Here is an 18714-nt window from a genome sequence, read left to right on the forward strand (position 1 = left end):
CGACCGTTTCGCGCTGCAAGAGGGGCAAAGGCTGCTGGGTTAGCTGCAGCGCCGGAGGCGTATTCGGCCAGCCTAAGAGCCTCCGGCGGGGATATTTAGGCCAATGCGAAAGCGGTTAGAATCCGTCACTAAACCGCGCGCAGCAACTCAGCTACGTCGGCATGTCCGGCCTGCACCGCATAGTCGAAAGGCGCAGCGCCCGCAAAACCTTCATCGCGCAGGCCGGGGTTCGCACCGCGCGCCAGCAGCAACCTCACCACTTTGCACAGACCCAACGCCGCCGCGACATGCAGGGCGGTCAAGCCTTGCCTCGAGGCTGCGTTGATCTCAGCGCCCGCATCCAGCAAAGCCTCAATCATCGGCAGGGGATCTTCCGGCGTCTCATCGTCGAGATCAGGCGCCGCCGCACGCTCAATCGCCGCTTGCAAGGGCGAGCGGCCCGCTTTGTCCGCCCCATCCAAGGCGACACCTTGCGCCAGAAACCAACGCAGGCTGGCAAGATTGCCAAGGTCAATCGCGTTGAAAAACCATGGCTGACCAATGAAATCATCCGCACTGGCCGCGAACTGCGGCCCTAACCGTTCCAGCACGGCAGTATTGCCAACTTGCAGCGCCTCAATGATCTGATCGTAGTCCCCGATCACCGTAGGGTCGTCAGGCGGAGCCGTGGCGGTTTTGCGCATCGGCAGCAGGGCCAGCGCCCGACCGCCAATGCGCCAACCCAGACGTGCAACAAACAGCGTCTGGTCGCGCAAAGCGCGAAATTTGGCGGCATGAGGCGTAAAGAGCTGGCGCATGATTACAGTATGCCATGGCACGCAAAACTTAACAAATCCTGAATTCAGACCTGTAAGCCATTGATTTCATTCAAGCGAAATCTTGTCCACATGTGGACATCAATTTTTTCGCGCGGCAAGCCCCCAAATGACCGCCAATCCAGCCGAAATAATTCCGTTCCAACCCGCCATCGACACCCCCAGCATCGCCCAAGGCACCGCATCGCACCGCACCGGTTTTCCAACCGTCACATCCATGTTTAAAAGATCACCGCCGCCAATGCCCTGCAAAGTATCGACCGTGCAAGTCGCCAGCCCCGCAAACCAGCCAAGCTCGACCCCGGCATGATAAAACCCGATCCCAGCCGTCACCGCCGCCGCGACCATCCCGAGCAGCGGCAAGACCGGCCCGCGGCTTCTTAACGCGAGCAGACCAATCAAGATCGCGACCCCGTGCGGCCAGCGCTGATAAATACACAAAACGCAGGGGATCAACCCGCCGAAATATTGGAACGCGAACGCCCCCCCGAGCAGCAAGGCCGAGCCCAGCGTCGCAATCCAAATCAACGAATTTCGCGTCATCAATGCCTCACAAAAATCGGGTGGCGAGCCAGATCAACCCGGCCACCATCACCAGAACCCCCACGATCAGGGTCAACCGCCGCTCGATAAACCCCGCCATCGCAGCGCCATACCGCTGCAACAAATACGCGAGCAGATAGAACCGCCCACCCCGCGCCACGATCGCCGACAGGATGAACCATTTCAGATCAAAAGACACCACCCCAGACAAGATCGTGACGACCTTCATCGGCGGCAGATGCGACAGCCCGGAGGTGATCAGCATCACCAAGATCGCCGTATCGCCGGTCTGCGCCTTCAACGCCTCAAACGCGCCCAGCTTGCCGTAGAACTCCAACGCCGGCCGCGCCAGCAGATCGAAGGCATAATGCCCGATCAGCCAGCCAAAGATGCCTCCCAACACCGAAGTGATCGTCGCAATCAGCGCGTACCGCCACACCCGATCCGGCCGGGCCAGACACATCGGGATGAACAACACATCGGCGGGGATGGGGAATACCGAGCTTTCGACGAAGGATACCGCCCCCATCGCAGGCTCGGCATAGCGCGAACCCGCCCAACGAAGTGTCCAGTGATACAGCTTGCGAAACATGAAACCCTCCGCGTTTTCACCCAATGGCCACGCCAGCCCCGCCGGGTCAAGAGGGCTACCTTCGCAACTGGATTGCACTTCGGGCGTTCAGAGTTAAATTGGCGGCAACAAAACAGGGGGCAGATCATGGAATGGCGTGGACGCAGGGGCAGCGGCAATATCGAAGACCGACGCGGGGTTCGGGGCGTCCGTGGGGCGAGTGTGGGCGGCGTCGGCGGCATCGGTGTGATCGCAGTCGTGGTGATCGGTTACTTTCTAGGCTTTGATCTGACGCCACTGTTAAACGACTCGCAGACCCAAACCCAGCAAACCGGTGCGCCTGCACAGATCACCGACGCGGACAAACAAGCGGGGCAATTTGTCTCGGTTGTTCTGGCTGATACCGAAGAAATTTGGACCGGCGTTTTCAAGCAGCAGATCGGCGAGACCTACACGCCAGCTAAACTTGTGCTGTTCAAAGGTGTCACTCAGTCACCTTGCGGCGATGCCTCGGGCGCGACCGGGCCGTTCTACTGCCCGGGCGACAAAAAGGTTTACCTAGACACCGATTTCTTCACCACCATGTCGCGCCAACTGGGTGCGGAAGGTGATTTTGCGATGGCCTATGTAGTCGCGCATGAGATCGGCCATCATGTGCAGGACGAAATGGGCATTCTTTCCCAAGCCAATGATGTGCGAGGGCGCTCATCAGAGGCCGACGCCAATGAAATTTCTGTGCGAATCGAGTTGCAGGCAGATTGTTTGGCTGGGATTTGGGCGCGTGAGGCGCAAAACACGTTCGGCAGCATTCAGAAGGGCGATTTCGAGGAAGCCGTAAACGCCGCAAAGCAAATCGGTGATGACACCTTGCAGCGCAGCGCGGGGCGGGTGCCGATGCCCGAAAGCTTTACCCACGGCACTTCGGCACAACGCTCGACCTGGTTCGTCAAAGGCTTGAACTCGGGTCAGCTGAGCGCATGTGACACCTTCAGCGCAAGCAACCTTTAAGCAACGGGTGCAGCGATTTGCCTGCGTGAACCTAGTTGACGCGGGCAATTTGCGCGGCTAAACCGCGCGTTAGACGGGGCCAGGGATTGGTCCAAACAACCTAGATCGGCTTTGGCGGATCACTACCAATGGGTTGTTAACTGTGCGGGCGTGGCGGAATGGTAGACGCGACAGACTCAAAATCTGTTTTCGCAAGAAGTGCCGGTTCGAGTCCGGCCGCCCGTACCAACCCTTTCCCAAATCAACGTTTTCACGAGAATTCCTTAACGCCAAGGTAGGCCACGCCTTATGTGGCAAATAGGTTGCTTTTACCTCGGGTTTGGGCCTTTCTGCTCGCATGTATATTTACCTGCGTAATCCGACCAGTTTTTAAATTTTTTATTAATAGATCGCCGCACCAAAATGCTGCGTCGCGTGTGTGTGCCCGGGTTTCGGGTCAAATGCAGCCCTGTGCAGATTAATCAGCAGCGGCGGTACGTTTCATAGGGTCAATGCAGCAGCACGCGGGTGCTGCAATCGTTTTGGCCAAAAGTTTTAGACGAAAAGCGATTCATCCTAAGGAAAAATTATGATAGCCGTCTTAGTGGTAGCCTCAATCTTATGTCCGTTGCTGGCGTTCTGGTTAATGATCAACGCCGGGATTGCACCAGCGCTGCCAAATGGACATCGCGTTGGTGCGATCGACGGCCTGCGGGGCTATCTCGCGCTTCTGGTGGTCGTGCATCATTTCGCTGTTTGGCAGGGCTTTATTGCCACTGGTGATTGGTCAGAGCCGGAAAATACGTTTCTCGCCAATGCAGGTAGCGGCGGAGTCGCTTTGTTCTTTATGGTGTCTGGCGCACTCTTTTATTCGATCCTTGATCGCCAGTCTGGCAGCGTTCGTTGGATGCCGCTTTACCTGTCTCGCGTGTTTCGCATTGTGCCGCTGATGTGGACAGCTGTCTTGGCACTTGTCATCATTGGAGTGATGCGCGGCGGAGAATTAACGGTCAGTGACATTGTGCCGATCACAAGGTGGATGTCCTTCCTTGGAATGCCTACCGTAATGGGTGGGAAAATGATGAGTAAAGACATAGCCGGGGTTTTGTGGACTTTGCGTATCGAATGGCTGTTTTATTTTAGCCTACCGGCCGTTGCCGTTTTTCATAAGGTTGTTAAGGCGCGAAATACACGCCTCGTCATACTCGCCGTTATCACATCAGTGCTGATGACGGTTTGCGGGCTAAACATTGGTCCGCGAGCGCCAATGTTTTTCGCGTTAGGCAGCTTAGCCATCGAAGTGACCAAAAGCTCAGCTTGGTCCGCCGCTCTCTTGAGCGTCACGGCTACGGGGGTATCGTTAGCCTGCGCGGCTATAGCGTTCTTGATGGTGCCAGGCATTTATTCACCGGTGGGCGGCGGTTTACTGTTCATCGTGTTCCTCACTATCGTAGCAGGAAACGATCACTTTGGCGCATTATCGACAGGATTTAGCCGGATGCTCGGAGAAGTCAGCTATGGGATCTATCTCTTGCACGGCATCGTACTCACGCTGGTCTTCCAAGATCTTGCCGCTGCTCGCATCCCGCTGCCTGAACGTTGGCTGTTGCTGCCCCTAATATCATTGGCGGTATCTTTGATTGCCACACTTTCGCTCGTCGTGATTGAACGGCCGTTGATCCGTAGCGGGAAACGTCTTGCGCTGCGCATTGCCCGCAAGTCACCCGAGCCTAAAACCATCATAGCGGCTTGAGGTCGCAGACATACACATCGCGACTGTGCTGCTTCGCGTCAGTCAAAGCCTGACAAGTCAAAGGATGCCGATTCGGCAAGAATTTCATTTTGCGTAAAGCGCATCGAACAGTCGCAGCGATATGGCTAAATTCATGCCGCGATGGCAACAGCGTGTTTAGAATGTGGTGAAAAAGTGTTCCGATTTCCCTAGGCGCTTACGTATCATTTAAAGCGAGGCCGGTTTCCGTGACGGAAACAGTTGAGCGTTGGTTTGCATCTGAGAGATCGGACCAGTATGATCTTAAAGGCCATAATCGTGAGGATTTAGGGCCACTGGGTTCGCCAGCGATCGCTGCCAGTTGCGAAACCTACCGCAACCGGAGCGTGTAAGAGCGAATTTACTCACCCACAAAGCTGGATATGTTGGCAGGGAAGCTGCCACAGTTTGGACGTTTTTCACTTTGCGATGATCAAAACAGTCGGTATCCATAACGGGTCTTACTGGGAAAGACAAAGGCCGTGGGGGCGGTCGTTGATTGGTGATGTGTCGCAAGACGCACGTGTTTGAAATTTGCTGCCGTAGCTCTGGGTTCTGCGACTAGGGGCTTGTCATATTTAATTAATCGTTTGACCGGGAATCATCGATCCCCGCACGGCTTCGCTTTCACTTCACCTGACGCGGTCGGCAGCAAGGCGCTGAACTCGGACCAAGTCCGGGCGCGCCCATTCCGGATTGTCGTTCGGCGATCCGGGCTTTCGGTCGAACGAGAGACGGGAAACCGGATCTCAGGTGAAATGGGGAAAATGACATGCCGGTATTTGCGCAATTCAACTTCAACGACACTGGCTCAAACGCCTTGGACAGCGCGCCGGCGTTCGGTGATCAGTTGGGCACCTATCGCAATGGTGCGGCCTCGGTGGGTGGTCAGGCGGTCTTGGATGGCCAAGACGATCTGGTTAAGATCTTCCAGGACCCGTCCTATCAGATGGATCGCGGCACGCTGGATATCAATTTCACTCTGGCCGATCAACCGTTGAGCGCAACTCAAACCGTGCTGTCGCGGGACAGTGTCGGCGAGACGCCCGGCGGTTATCGCATTGAGGTGCAAGCCGATGGGTCGGTGGTCATCAGCCACGAGACCGGCAGCGGCACCGAAACATTCGGCACTGAACCCGGATTTGCCAATCCCGGCGATGAAATAGACCTGTCGTACTCGTGGGATCAAGGCGGCGCTGGCGGCGCGCTGCAAATCAACAACGCAACGACGTCCGACAGCTTCAGCGACACTGTGCCGAACACACTGACAATGGATATGGGCAACACCGATCAGCCGTGGATCGTAGGTGCAGGACAAGCGAACTCGGATGCCGGATCGCTCGACAATATCGACCAGCATTTTGCAGGCTCGGTCGATCTGTTCCAACTCTCTGACAGCGTCGATAATTACGACCATGCGCGCGATGGCTATGTGGACGGCACTGCGGGCGGCGATCTGATTGACACATCCTACACTGGCGACTCGGATGGTGACCTGATCGACAATAGCGACGCGATTTTGGGCGGCGACAGTCCCAATGATGACCGGGTGCGGGCAGGGACGGGTGATGACACCGTCTATGCCGGGTTAGGCGATGACACCATCATCGGCGGCGAGGGCGCAGACGAGCTTTACGGCGGCGCGGACCGCGATGTCTTTATCGTAGGTGCGAACGGCGATGGCTTTGGAGACGTTATCGACGGCAACGAGCAAGGCGACGATTTTGATACGCTCGATCTGACGGGTGCTGGGCCGCTGCACATCATCTATGACCCGGACAATGCCGAGAACGGCACGGTGCAGTTCTTTGATCCTGACGGCAATGTCGCCAGTACGCTGACCTTCACAAATATTGAGAACATCATCCCCTGCTTCACCCCCGGCACGCTGATTGCGACACCGCGCGGTGAAGTTCCGGTGGAGAGCCTGGTTGCCGGAGATCGTGTCATTACCCGCGACAACGGCATCCAAGAAATCCGTTGGGTCGGGCGCAAGGATATCGGCTGGCACGATCTGATCGCCAATCCGCATCTCAAGCCCGTGCTGATCCGTCAGGGCAGCCTCGGTCACGGTCTGCCGGAACGCGATATGATGGTGTCGCCGAACCACCGCGTTCTGGTCGCCAATGACCGCACAGCCCTGTATTTCGACGAGCATGAGGTTTTGGTGTCGGCCAAACATCTGGTCGCTGCCCGCGGCATTGATGCGATCAACGCGGTCGGCACCAGCTATATCCATTTCATGTGCGATCGGCACGAGGTTGTCTTGTCGAATGGCGCCTGGACCGAAAGTTTTCAGCCGGGGGATTACACGTTGAAGGGCATGGGCAACTCTCAGCGCGGTGAGATTTTTGATCTGTTCCCCGAGTTGAAGACACATGCAGGTCTGCAAGCTTACCAAGCGGCCCGTCGCACGCTGAAGCGTCACGAAGCCCTGCTTCTGGCGCGATAAAAGTTTAATGCAGCCCAGGGACGGGTTGCTCTCACTGCAAAGATTGAGGGCCCTTACGGGGGCCCTTTTCGTTTGATGAGCGACGTAACGACCAGATGCTCTGCTTTGCGAGGCGGCGTGATCACGCAACAACACCGTCAGGTTGCGGACATTGCCGCAATACCAGAAACATACCCCAGTTCGGCCATATTCCAAACATGCGCGGCGATTATTTCGACTTTCTAGCCAACTGGATTAGTCGCCATGCCTTCACCGACCGTTAAACTCACCGATCTAAACTGCGTTACGCCCACGCGCATGGCCGCGTCGTGGGGCGGTATCGAGGGTCGATCATGGCGACGCTGAACTCCGGCCTTGGCGGCACTTCGGGATATGGCGAGCAGTCATTCAAGACCACCGGCGGCTTCACTGGCAATCTGGACGATGGCTCTCGGTTGGTTGATGTCAGCACTGTGTTTGGTTCGGGTGGCATGGATGTTTATGGCAGCCGTTTCAGCTCTATTTATGTCAACACCAACGGCCTGATCACCTTCACCTCGGCGCAACCCAGCTATACTCCGTCCGCGCTGACAACGTTGGGCCAACCTAGCCTTGCCGCCTATTGGACCGATATCGACATCAGCAAAGGTGGCGATATCTATTGGGATGTCGACACTGTCACCGGCAAGATCACCGTCACTTGGCTGAACGCAGCGGCTTATTCGGGTGCCGGGACCACCAGTTTTCAAGTCGTGATCACCAGTCTGGGCGGCGGCGATTTCGGTGTCGATTACATTTATAATTCGGTCGGTTACACCAACGGCGGCAGCGGCGTCGCCGTGGTTGGGTTTTCCAATGGCACCACCACGCAAACCTTGCTGGAAGGCTCGGGCGATCCGGCATTTTTGCCAACTTACGCTGGCAACGACTTTGACACCAATGATCCGAGCGGTGTCTATTCGATGCAATTTGAAGCCGGACAGGCTTTTCAGGGTGACGGCGTTGTCGATGGCACTGCCGGCAATGATCTGATCGACACTTCTTACGTCGGCGATCCTGATGGCGACCACATTGATGCGAATGACGGCACCGGTTACGCGGGCACGACGGGACATGCCGATTATGTGTTGGCAGGAAGCGGCGACGACACGGTTAATTCCGGTCTAGGCCATGACATTGTTTACGGTGGCAGTGGCAACGATGTGGTCAATGCGGGCGCCGGAAACGACTCGGTTTACGGTGACGACGGCAATGACAGTCTGGAGGGTGGCAGTGGCCACGACGTCATTTATGGCGGCGCGGGCGATGACACTTTGTCAGGCGGTACTGCAAGCACAGGCACCAATTACACGCCGGTTTACACGGAAGTAACTGCCGCGCTGCAAACGGTGGCAGGCACCAATGGACGGCCGAATTTTGCCGTAAACACCGTGTCCAACGAAAATGACCTGACCACTGGCACATCTGGCACCCTGAGTGGATTTCGACTTGGTAACTCGGATGCCGTAGAAACCCATACTCACACCGCGAGTTCGCAACTGGCGGGCGGACAGATCGTTTTCAATGCGATCAACGGCAACGAGACGCTGACCATTGTGATCGACGGGGTCACCATCAACCTCAACACGGCTATCGCCAGCGGATTGGTGACATTTAACGGCAACGGCAATTACTCGATTAATGCTCTGGGCCAAGTTATTCGCAACGGCGGTGGTACAAGTTCCACCACGACTGGAACGCTAACGATCAACGGGCCTTACACCAGCGTGGCGCTGACCTCAGGCGGCACCACAACCGGGACGGCGGCAGGGCTTTACTATGAATATAGCCCGAACACCAATCCGGTGAACGTCGCTGCCGAGGCCGCTGGCGACGATTACCTCTCGGGCGGTTTGGGCAACGACAGCCTTCTCGGCTATGATGGCAATGACACATTGCTCGGAGATGACGGCAACGACACGCTGGACGGTGGCAATGGCGACGACAGCCTAAGCGGTGGTATCGGCGATGACAGCCTGTTGGGTCTGGTAGGCAATGACACCCTTCTAGGTGGCGATGGCCGCGACAGTCTGTTTGGCGGTGCGGATGCTGACATCCTGACCGGGGAGACGGGCAATGATGTGCTTTACGGCGGTGACGGCAACGATACGCTGGATGGCGGTGCCGACAATGACACGCTCTACGGTGACGCGGGCAATGACAGCCTGCTCGGTGCCGCTGGCAACGACAGCATTTTTGGCGGGGCGGGCAATGACACGCTCTACGGCGGCGATGGCAACGACAGTCTTGACGGTGGCTCCGAAGCTGACAGCCTCTACGGCGATGCAGGCAATGACACTCTGAATGGCGGCTCTGCGGCAGACGGGCTCTACGGCGGCAGCGGCATGGATTACGCCGACTACACCGGCTCGGCTGCAGCGGTAAACCTTGACCTCGCTCTGGGCACGGGTCTGGGTGGCGATGCGGCAGGCGACGCGCTGAGCAATGTGGAAGGTATCTACGGCTCGGCTTTCAACGACACATTGCTGGGTTTTGACGCTGAAAGCACGGTTCCGGGCGATGTTTGGACCAACGCTTTGTATGGCGCTGCAGGCAACGACAGTATTGACGGCCGTGCGGGCTCTGACCGCCTTTATGGCGGTGTCGGCGATGACACGGTGATCGGAGGCGCGGGCAATGATCTGGTCGATGGCGGGGATGGCAACGACAGCCTGACGGGCGACGCGGGCAACGACAATATGCAGGGCGGCCTTGGCGACGATCGCCTGTATGGTGGGTCAGACAACGACACCGCTACGGGCGATGCCGGAAACGACTTGCTCTATGGTGGCACAGGTAACGACAGCCTGCTCGGTGGCACCGAAAACGACACGCTGAATGGCGATGACGGCAACGACACGCTTGATGGTGGCGCGGGGGCTGATCTGCTGTTTGGTGGTGCTGGCAACGACAGCCTGCTCGGTGGCACCGAAAACGACACGCTGAACGGCGATGACGGCAACGATAATTTGCTCGGAGGGGCCGGCAATGACAGCCTGCATGGCGGTCTCGGCAATGATAATTTGCTGGGTGAGGCGGGCAACGACACCCTGCTTGGCGGTGACGGCAGTGACACGCTCGACGGTGGCAGCGAGACTGACAGTCTACTGGGTGAGGCGGGCAACGACAGTCTGCTCGGCGGTGACGGCGCGGATAGTCTATATGGTGGCACGGATAACGACACGCTTTCCGGCGACGTTGGAAACGACCTGCTTTATGGCGGCACGGGCAACGATATTCTGCTTGGCGGAGCAGACAATGACGCGCTTTATGGCGCCGATGGTTTCGACACGCTTGACGGCGGTGCGGGCACTGACCTGCTGTATGGTGGCAACGACAATGATACGTTGTGGGGCGGCACCGAGAACGACACGCTTTATGGCGATGCGGGCGCTGACAGTCTGCTCGGCGGCGCTGGGCTGGATCAACTGTTTGGCGGCGACGGCAACGACACGTTACTCGGCGAGGACAGCAACGATAGCCTTTCCGGCGATCTGGGCGACGACAGCCTGTCTGGCGGCCTTGGCAATGACCAATTGGCGGGCGGCGATGGCAATGACCGGCTGTCGGGCGATGTCGGCAATGATACGCTAGACGGCGGGCAGGGCGCTGACAGCCTCGACGGCGGCGACGGCAACGATTCTATCTTTGCTGGCTTGGGCGTGTGGAATGACACGCTGCTGGGTGGCGCGGGCGATGATACCATCTTGGGCGGCGACGGTGCTGATCTGGCCTATGGGGGCACCGGCAATGACTCGATTGCGACCGGCCTCGGCAATGACACGGTGTTTGGCGACGATGGCGACGACACGCTGTCCGGGGGCGACGGCAATGATCTGCTCTACGGCGGTATCGGGCAAGATGCGCTGCTCGGCGGTAACAATGACGATTATCTCGATGGCGGCGATGGCAATGATCTGCTCGACGGCGGATCGGGCAATGACACCATCTTGGGCGGCGCGGGCAATGACACCTTGCAGGCGGGTTCGGGCGACGACTCGCTGCTCGGCGGTGACGGCAACGATTCAATCAATGCCGGAACTGGCAACGATTATGTCGATGCGGGCACGGGTGACGACAGCGTAGATGGCGCTGCTGGCAATGATTTGATCTATGGCGGCGCTGGGCAAGACAGCATTCTCGGCGGTGCCGACAACGACACGGCCTATGGCGGCAGCGGAAACGACCAGATTTTCGGCGGCGATGGCAACGACCTGGTTTTGGGCGATGCGGGCAATGACACCCTCACCGGCGATGCGGGCAATGACACGCTGTTTGGTGGCGCTGAAAACGACGCGCTTTATGGCGGAGACGGCAACGATCTCGTGTTCGGCGGCACCGGCAATGATGTGCTTTACGGCGACGCAGGCGACGATACGCTGCATGGCGAGGCCGGGGCCGATACGCTGTTCGGCGGCGCTGGCAATGACGTGTTCGTCTCAACCGGCGATGCGACGGATTTTGGCGATGTCATCGGCGGCAGTGAGAATCTTGACGATTATGACGTGCTCGATCTGTCGGCTTGGGGCTGGGCATTGACCAACATCATTTACGACCCGCTGAACCCCGAAAACGGCACTGTGCAGTTTTTGGATAGCGCTGGAGTGGTGATTGGCAGCCTTACGTTCTCAAATATTGAGAAAGTTATCCCCTGCTTCACTCCCGGCGTGCTGATCGCAACCGATCGCGGCGATGTGGCGGTGGAAGATCTGCGCGCGGGCGATCTGCTGGTGACGCGGGATCATGGCCTGCAACCCATCCGGTGGATGGGCAGTCGCAAACTTGGGCTTGGTGAGTTGATTACACAACCGCGCCTGCAACCTGTGAGGATCGCGCAGGGCGCGCTGGGCGGTGGCCTGCCGCTGCGCGATACGCTGGTCTCACCGCAACATCGCATGTTGATTGAGGGCGCCTTGCCCGAAATGCTGTTTGGCGAGGCAGAAGTTTTGGTGGCGGCCACGCATTTGACGGTTATCGCGGGCGTGCAGCAGATATTGCCAGCGGGGGTAACCTACATCCACGTGCTGCTGGATAATCACGAAATCATCCGTGCCAACGGCGCTTGGACCGAAAGCTTTCAGCCAGCCGAGCGGATGCTGTCTGCAATGGAAGACGCTCAACGCGCCGAAATCGCGCAGTTGTTCCCCGACTTGTCGGTGGATTACGCAGATTACCCCGCCGCGCGGCTGTCGCTGAAAGCCCACGAAGCTAAAGTACTGATGAAACTCTCAGCGTAAACAAAAAACGCCGGTCCAAAGACCGGCGTTTTAATCAGCTTATCAAGATATTAGCCGCGCATCTGCGCCCCATCCGCATCAAACAGAGGGGCCAGTTGCACCACGGCTTTGCGACGCTCGCCCAAGATTTCGATGTGGCACTCCAGCCCATCCTTGACCTTATCTGCAGGCAGAAAGCCCATCGCCACCGATTTACCAGCAAAATGGCTGAACCCACCAGAGGTGCAGAAACCTACAACCGCATCGTCCAGCCAAATCGGCTCCCACGCCACCACATCGGCATCCTTGGCATCGACAATAAAGCTGACCAACTTGCGCTTCGGCCCCGAGGCTTTCTCGGCCATAGCCGCCGCCTTGCCGATCCAATCAGCATCCTTGTTCCAGCGGATGAAGCGATCCAGTCCCGTCTCGCACGGGGTATAATCCGGCGAGAACTCACGCCCCCACGAGCCGAACCACTTGTCCAACCGCAGCGACATCATCGCCCGCATCCCAAACGCCCGCAGCCCCAGATCGGCGCCCGCTGCATTCAACGTATCCCACAAATGCCGCACCGACATATGGTCGCAGAAAATCTCATAGCCGAGATCGGCGGTGTAGCTGACGCGCTGCACGATGCAGTTCGCCATCCCCACCGTCATGCGCTTGACGTCCATAAACTTGAACGCATCACCCGACACATCGCTGCGTGTCACCCGGGCAAGCAATTCCCGCGCGTTCGGCCCGGCAATTTGGAAACCGGTGCGGGCATCCGAGACGTTCTGAACCGTCACGCCGTCCATCATGTTCTGCTCGAACCAGCGATAATGCCAACCCTGCGCGCCGTAGCTGGCGGTCAGTTGGAACTCGTGCTCCGACAGGCAAGACACCGTGAAATCGCCAATGATCTTGCCAGAATGTGCCAGCATCGGCGTCAGGCTCAGGCGGCCCACCTTGGGGATATTCCCGGCCATGATCTTGTCAAGCCAAGCCCGCGCATTGACGCCCTTGACGATATACTTACCGAAGTTCTGCAGCTCATTGATGCCGACGCCCGTCCGCACCGCCATGACTTCCTGCCGCGTGGCTTCCCAAGCGTTGGAGCGTTTGAACGTCGGCTCCTCATAGGTCGGCTCGCCGGGCAGGGCGTAATAGTTGACGACCTCAAGCCCGTATTGCTGACCCCAAACCGCGTTCATTTCGCAGTTGGTGTCATACATCGGCGTGGTGCGGAACGGCCGCGCTGCCGGGCGTTCCTCGTTCGGATAGCCGACCGAAAAGCGCATCTGATAGTTCTCAATCACCTTCGGCACGGTGTAACCCGGCGTGGTCCAAGTGCCGAAACGGCTGACATCAAAGCCGCGTGGGTCACGTTCGACCTCGCCCTCGACCATCCATTGCGCAAGCGCCAGCCCCATGCCGCCACCTTGGCTAAAGCCCGCCATCACCGCACAGGCCGACCAGTAGTTCTTCAACCCCTGCACCGGGCCGATCAGCGGGTTGCCATCGGGCGCAAAGGTGAATGGCCCGTGGATCACGGTCTTCACGCCTGTGCGCTCCAACACCGGGAAGCGGCGATAGGCGAAGTTCACCGAATCTTCAATCTTATCAAACTGTTCGTTCAGCAACTCATGGCCGAAGTTCCAGGGAGTGCCGTCCAAAGACCAAGGCTCACAGGGCTTTTCATAAAAACCGATGCACAGCCCGCGACCTTCCTGCCGCAAATAGCTTTCGCCACCCGGGTCCATCACATGCGGGAATTCCTTGCCGGATTTCAAGATATCCATGATCTCGGGGATATCATCCGTCACGATATATTGGTGCGCCATCGGCAGCAGCGGCAGGTAAACCCCCGCCATCGCGCCAATTTCGCGCGCCCAAAGACCGCCCGCGTTCACCAGATGTTCGCAGTAAACCGTGCCCTTTTCGGTGACAACTTCCCAGCCCTCAGCCGTCGGGTTGGTCTCCAAAACTCGGTTGTGCAGCACAATCTCCGCCCCACCCATCCGCGCCGCTTTGGCATAGGCGTGGGTGGTGCCCGACGGGTCCAAATGCCCGTCCAGCGGATCATAAAGCGCGCCGACGATGCCTTCGAGGTTCACCATGCCATAGGTGAATTTCTTGATCTCCTCGGGCCCCAAAATCTCGGTATCCAGCCCCATGTAACGGTGCTTGGCACGCTCGGCGATCAACTGGTCAAACCGCGCCTGATTGTCAGCCAAGGTGATGCCGCCAACATGGTGCAAGCCGCAGGACATGCCGGTGATCGCCTCCAGCTCTTTATAAAGCCGGATCGTATAACCCTGCAACGCCGCCATATTGGTGTCGCCGTTCAGCGTATGAAACCCACCCGCCGCGTGCCAGGTCGAGCCGGAGGTCAATTCCGACCGCTCAATCAGCATCACGTCGGACCAGCCGAGTTTGGTCAGGTGATACAACACCGAGCAGCCGACAACGCCGCCGCCAATCACAACGACGCGGGTATGGGTTTTCATTTGGCAATCCTTATGCAAGCGCAGGGCGCGGCCCTTTCGCGCCAAAATAGGCCGTTCGCCGTAAATCACCGCCCCGTCCGCGACAAAATACGTCGCAAACAGCGTGTCAGCGCAGCGGTAGACCCTAGCGGCAGATCATTGTAGCAAGGGCGCAGCAACGGAGGCACAGATGCTGGGTAAACTTTGGCCGATCCTGATTGGCGTGGCTGTGGTGCTGGCCGCACTTGTGGCGATGCGACCGCTGCTGCCGATTGATGAGACGCGTTATCTTTCCGTCGCCTGGGAGATGTGGCTGTCCGGCGACCCGGTGCATCTGACCAAAAATGGCGAGATGTATACCCATAAAACCCCGTTGCTGTTCGTGCTGATCAACCTCGTTTGGCTGGTCACCGGCGTGTCGGAATTTGCCGCCCGCCTCGTTGGCCCCGCCTGCGCCGTCGGCATGGTCGCAGGAACCACGCTATTGGCCCGCCGCCTCTGGCCTGCCGAAAACCTCGGGCTTCGCGCCGCCCTGATCCTGTCGGGCTTCCCGGTGTTTCTGATCTACGGTTCGGCCACGATGTTCGACGCATTGCTCGCCCTCGGCGTGCTCGGCGGCATCGCGGCGCTTTGGAGCATCGGGCAGGGCAGGGGCGGCTGGCTGACGTTGGGCCTCGCGCTGGCTTTCGGCGTCTACGCCAAAGGCCCGGTGATCCTCGTCCACCTGTTGCCCGCGCTGCTCGCCATGCCTTACTGGGCACCGAACCCGCCCAGAGCCATCCAGATCGCCAAAGGTTTCGGCGGCTCATTACTCATCGCCCTCGCCCTAATCGCGCTCTGGCTCGTCCCCACACTCCTCACCGCCACGCCTGAATTCCGCACCGAGCTGCTGTGGACCCAGTCCGCCGCCCGAGTCGCCGGAGGCATGGCACACGACCGCCCGTTCTGGTTCCTCGCCGCGCTCCTGCCGCTGCTACTGTTCCCATGGGGCTGGTCGATCCGCCTGTGGTCCGGCTTCAAAGGCACATGGAGCGATCCCGCCATCAAACTCTGCACGATCTGGGCCGTCTCCACCCTTATCCTGTTCTCGCTGATTTCCGGCAAACAAGCCCACTACCTGCTGCCCGCATACCCCGCGATGGCCTTGCTGTTCGCCCATGCCTCAACCCGAGCGAAATCTGGCAGCCTCGCTTGGGTCGCCCTGCTGCTAGTCGCCGCCGGGGCAGGAGCCATCGGCGTCGGCCTGATCCCCGCCAAAGCCGACCTTGCCCAACTCGCCCCCTATTGGCCACTCACCGTCCTCGCCGCGCTTTGCATCATCCTCGCCCTGCTGGTCTGGCGCTTGCCGCGCATCCCCGGCCATCTTCTAGCGGGCGTAGGGCTAACCCTTGGCATCCACGGCATAATCGTCAGCACCGGACTATACGCCGCCTACGATGGCCAAAGCCTCGCCAATACCCTCGCCACCCACGAGGCGGATGGCCTCGCGGTGATCAACGAGGAATACAATGCCGAGATCAACTTTCTCGCCCGCCTGACTACCAATCTGGCCCTAACGCCTGACCTGCAAAGCCTGACCGCTTGGGCGCAAACCCATCCAAACGGCGTGTTCTTTGGCCGGGTAAAAGAAAACTCGCTGACGGCAGCGCCGCAGCAGGTTTTCCACTTCTTCGCGCAGGATTGGGGCCTCTGGCCCGCCTCGGCTATTTCTCCGGTATCAGCCCCTTCGGACTGAACCTTAGAACCAGCAGCAGCACCGCCCCCAACGTGACCAACCGCAAATGTGGGGCGGCATCAATCAGATGCGCCTTCAATGCCCCCGCAGGCAGCGGCATGGTCACATACCCCATGAACACTGGCCCTGCGTTTTCTACTATCAGCCACAGCCAGCCCAGCAGCAGCCCGCCCAAGACCGCCCCCCAGTTGTTGCCCGACCCACCGACGATCACCATCACCCAGATCAAAAACGTGAACCGCAGCGGTGAGTAATTACCCGGTGTCAACTGCCCCTCCATCGAGGTCAGCATCGCGCCCGCCATCCCCACCACAGCCGAGCCGATGATGAAAATCTGCAAATGCCGTGCTGTTACGTTCTTGCCCATCGCCGCCGCCGACACTTCATTGTCGCGGATCGCCCGCATCATCCGGCCCCAAGGGCTGTTCAGCATCCGCTCGGAAATCCAGATCAGCGCCAGCAAGACGATACCAAAGATCAACATATACAACAGCTTGACCAGAATGGTTGATGAGTTGACAAGATCAAACCCCCAATTCTGCGCCCAACCGATGAACTCCGGCGATTTTTGCAAATCAACCTCATACGGCACCGGCCAAGGCCGCGGCAGACCGATCAGGTTTTTCACGCCACGCGACAGCCAATCCTCATTCTTCATCACTGCGAGGACGATTTCAGCAATTCCCAGTGTGGCAATCGCGAGGTAATCCGAGCGCAAACCCAAAGCCACCTTGCCAATCGCCCAAGCCGCAACGCCTGCGAACAGCGCACCCACTGGCCAAGACAGCAGCGATGGCAGACCGAACCCGCCGATATTGCCATAAACCGCCGGATTGAACGCCTCAATCGCCGTCACCGCTGGGTCATAAATCGCGCGATAGGCAAAAAAGCCGCCGATCAGGATAGCCGCCACAGTCCAGTTGCGTGCACGTCCCTCCATCCGCCGATAGGTCGCCACCGCTGCCGCAATTACCGCCAAACCAAACGCGAGGCTCAACAACAACCGAGGCCCGCCAGCCGCCCAAGCCTCCGGCACTGGCTGCGCAGAAACCACCACCACCGCCAAACCGCCCAACGCCACCGAGCCCATGATGCCGGTCGAAAACAACCCGGCATAGCCCCATTGCATGTTCACGCCCAACGCCATGATCGCGCTAAGGATGCCGATATTGAAGATTTGCAGGCTTAGGTTCCAGCTTTGCAGCAATCCAGTCGCCACGAACAGCAGGCCGACCCCGGCGAACATCATCACATTGCGGTGCATGTCATTTCCCCTTAAAAATGCCGGTCGGCATGAACAGCAGCACGATGATCAGGATTGAGAAGCTGACCGCGAATTTGTAATCGGTGGACAAAAGTTGCAGCAGTTGCGTTGGTGCGAGATCAACCGAGGCCAGATACAGCACGACCTTTTTCCACGCATAAGTCACGAAAACTTCCGAGAACGCGATCACAAACCCCCCCGCAATCGCGCCGAGCGGATTGCCAAGACCACCCACCACAGCCGCCGCCGCAATCGGCAACAGCAGTTGGAAATAGATGAACGGCCGGAACGACTTATCAATGCCGTAAAGCGTGCCCGCAATCACCGCCAAAGCCGTGGCGATAATCCAAGTCACCATCACGACCTTTTCGGGGTTGATACCGGACAACAGTGCCAAATCCTCGTTATCCGAAAACGCCCGCATCGACTTACCCGTGCGGGTTTTCTGCAAGAACCAGAACAACAAAGCCACGCAGACCGCAGCCATCAGAACCGTGATCGCCGTGGTGGATTTGATCGCGAGACCCTCTTGCAGCCCGGTCATGTCTTTGAATTGCTGCGCCGTCATCACGAACCGCGCGCCATCGGCGAAGGTCTGTTCCTCTGGCCCGATGATCATCCGGGTCAGGCCGTTCAGGATGAACATCACCCCGGTTGAGACGATCACCAGAATGATCGAAGCCGCTTTCTTCTGCCGATAAAATCGATACACCACGCGATCGGTGCCCAGAATGAAAGCGCAAGTGATCACAATTCCGAACGGCAGGGCGAGCAGCGCGGTCGGCAACGGCCCCGCAGAAATCCCCATGCTTTGAAACCACCAAGTGATCAGGATTACCCACATCTTGCCAAATGCCATGGTATCGCC

Annotated in this window: 11 protein-coding genes and 1 tRNA gene; 6 read left to right on the forward strand and 6 right to left on the reverse strand. The window is 58.5% G+C overall.

Going from position 1 to position 18714, the window contains the following annotated elements:
* Positions 1-128: 128 nt before the first annotated feature.
* From JWS10_RS18210 to JWS10_RS18220, 3 genes are all read right to left on the reverse strand, one after another.
* On the reverse strand, positions 129-797 hold the full coding sequence (locus JWS10_RS18210; RefSeq protein ID WP_299509220.1) for an ankyrin repeat domain-containing protein: 669 nt from the start codon (positions 795-797) through the stop codon (positions 129-131).
* A gap of 99 nt (positions 798-896) precedes the next feature.
* Positions 897-1358, reverse strand: a complete 462-nt coding sequence (locus JWS10_RS18215; protein WP_299509221.1) for a disulfide bond formation protein B — start codon at positions 1356-1358, stop codon at positions 897-899.
* A gap of 7 nt (positions 1359-1365) precedes the next feature.
* Positions 1366-1950 carry a YqaA family protein gene (locus JWS10_RS18220; protein ID WP_299476914.1) on the reverse strand — a complete coding sequence of 195 codons (585 nt, stop codon included), beginning with the start codon at positions 1948-1950 and terminating at the stop codon, positions 1366-1368.
* Between the two features lie 126 nt (positions 1951-2076).
* Here JWS10_RS18220 and JWS10_RS18225 point away from each other — a divergent pair, with 126 nt between their 5' ends.
* The 5 genes from JWS10_RS18225 (at position 2077) to JWS10_RS18245 (ending at position 12394) form a co-directional block, all read left to right on the forward strand.
* A complete protein-coding gene (locus JWS10_RS18225) occupies positions 2077-2937 on the forward strand; it encodes a neutral zinc metallopeptidase (RefSeq protein ID WP_299509222.1) in 861 nt (286 codons plus the stop codon).
* Between the two features lie 144 nt (positions 2938-3081).
* Positions 3082-3165, forward strand: a tRNA-Leu gene (locus JWS10_RS18230).
* A gap of 340 nt (positions 3166-3505) precedes the next feature.
* Positions 3506-4669, forward strand: coding sequence for an acyltransferase (locus JWS10_RS18235; RefSeq protein WP_299509223.1), 1164 nt, complete (start codon positions 3506-3508; stop codon positions 4667-4669).
* 790 nt (positions 4670-5459) lie between these two features.
* Positions 5460-7139, forward strand: coding sequence for a Hint domain-containing protein (locus JWS10_RS18240; protein ID WP_299509224.1), 1680 nt, complete (start codon positions 5460-5462; stop codon positions 7137-7139).
* A gap of 332 nt (positions 7140-7471) precedes the next feature.
* Positions 7472-12394: a Hint domain-containing protein gene (locus JWS10_RS18245; RefSeq protein WP_299509225.1), complete on the forward strand. Its 4923-nt coding sequence runs from the start codon at positions 7472-7474 to the stop codon at positions 12392-12394.
* Positions 12395-12444: 50 nt separating this feature from the next.
* Here JWS10_RS18245 and JWS10_RS18250 read toward each other — a convergent pair whose 3' ends face one another.
* Positions 12445-14868: an FAD-dependent oxidoreductase gene (locus tag JWS10_RS18250; protein ID WP_299509226.1), complete on the reverse strand. Its 2424-nt coding sequence runs from the start codon at positions 14866-14868 to the stop codon at positions 12445-12447.
* Between the two features lie 169 nt (positions 14869-15037).
* Between JWS10_RS18250 and JWS10_RS18255 the strand changes: the two genes are divergently transcribed.
* Complete coding sequence (locus JWS10_RS18255; protein ID WP_299509227.1) at positions 15038-16582, forward strand: hypothetical protein; 1545 nt, start codon at positions 15038-15040, stop codon at positions 16580-16582.
* On the opposite strand, the gene JWS10_RS18260 is transcribed toward JWS10_RS18255, so the two are convergent.
* A complete protein-coding gene (locus JWS10_RS18260) occupies positions 16551-17846 on the reverse strand; it encodes a branched-chain amino acid ABC transporter permease (protein ID WP_299509228.1) in 1296 nt (431 codons plus the stop codon). The two genes, JWS10_RS18255 and JWS10_RS18260, sit on opposite strands and share 32 nt — an antisense overlap.
* 1 nt (position 17847) lies before the next feature.
* Positions 17848-18714: branched-chain amino acid ABC transporter permease (locus JWS10_RS18265; protein WP_299509229.1), on the reverse strand; the 867-nt coding region annotated here is incomplete at its 5' end.

It is taken from the genome of Cypionkella sp. (assembly GCF_028290025.1).
In the GTDB taxonomy this organism is placed as follows: Bacteria; Pseudomonadota; Alphaproteobacteria; order Rhodobacterales; family Rhodobacteraceae; genus Cypionkella.

Bases quoted from the DNA above. Each gene is read 5' to 3' on its own strand.
- JWS10_RS18220 (WP_299476914.1), bottom strand. From the start codon at position 1,950: ATGTTTCGCAAGCTGTATCACTGGACACTTCGTTGGGCGGGTTCGCGC.
- JWS10_RS18210 (WP_299509220.1), bottom strand. From the start codon at position 797: ATGCGCCAGCTCTTTACGCCTCATGCCGCCAAATTTCGCGCTTTGCGC.
- JWS10_RS18250 (WP_299509226.1), bottom strand. From the start codon at position 14,868: ATGAAAACCCATACCCGCGTCGTTGTGATTGGCGGCGGCGTTGTCGGC.
- JWS10_RS18255 (WP_299509227.1), top strand. From the start codon at position 15,038: ATGCTGGGTAAACTTTGGCCGATCCTGATTGGCGTGGCTGTGGTGCTG.
- JWS10_RS18245 (WP_299509225.1), top strand. From the start codon at position 7,472: ATGGCGACGCTGAACTCCGGCCTTGGCGGCACTTCGGGATATGGCGAG.
- JWS10_RS18215 (WP_299509221.1), bottom strand. From the start codon at position 1,358: ATGACGCGAAATTCGTTGATTTGGATTGCGACGCTGGGCTCGGCCTTG.
- JWS10_RS18225 (WP_299509222.1), top strand. From the start codon at position 2,077: ATGGAATGGCGTGGACGCAGGGGCAGCGGCAATATCGAAGACCGACGC.
- JWS10_RS18235 (WP_299509223.1), top strand. From the start codon at position 3,506: ATGATAGCCGTCTTAGTGGTAGCCTCAATCTTATGTCCGTTGCTGGCG.
- JWS10_RS18240 (WP_299509224.1), top strand. From the start codon at position 5,460: ATGCCGGTATTTGCGCAATTCAACTTCAACGACACTGGCTCAAACGCC.
- JWS10_RS18260 (WP_299509228.1), bottom strand. From the start codon at position 17,846: ATGCACCGCAATGTGATGATGTTCGCCGGGGTCGGCCTGCTGTTCGTG.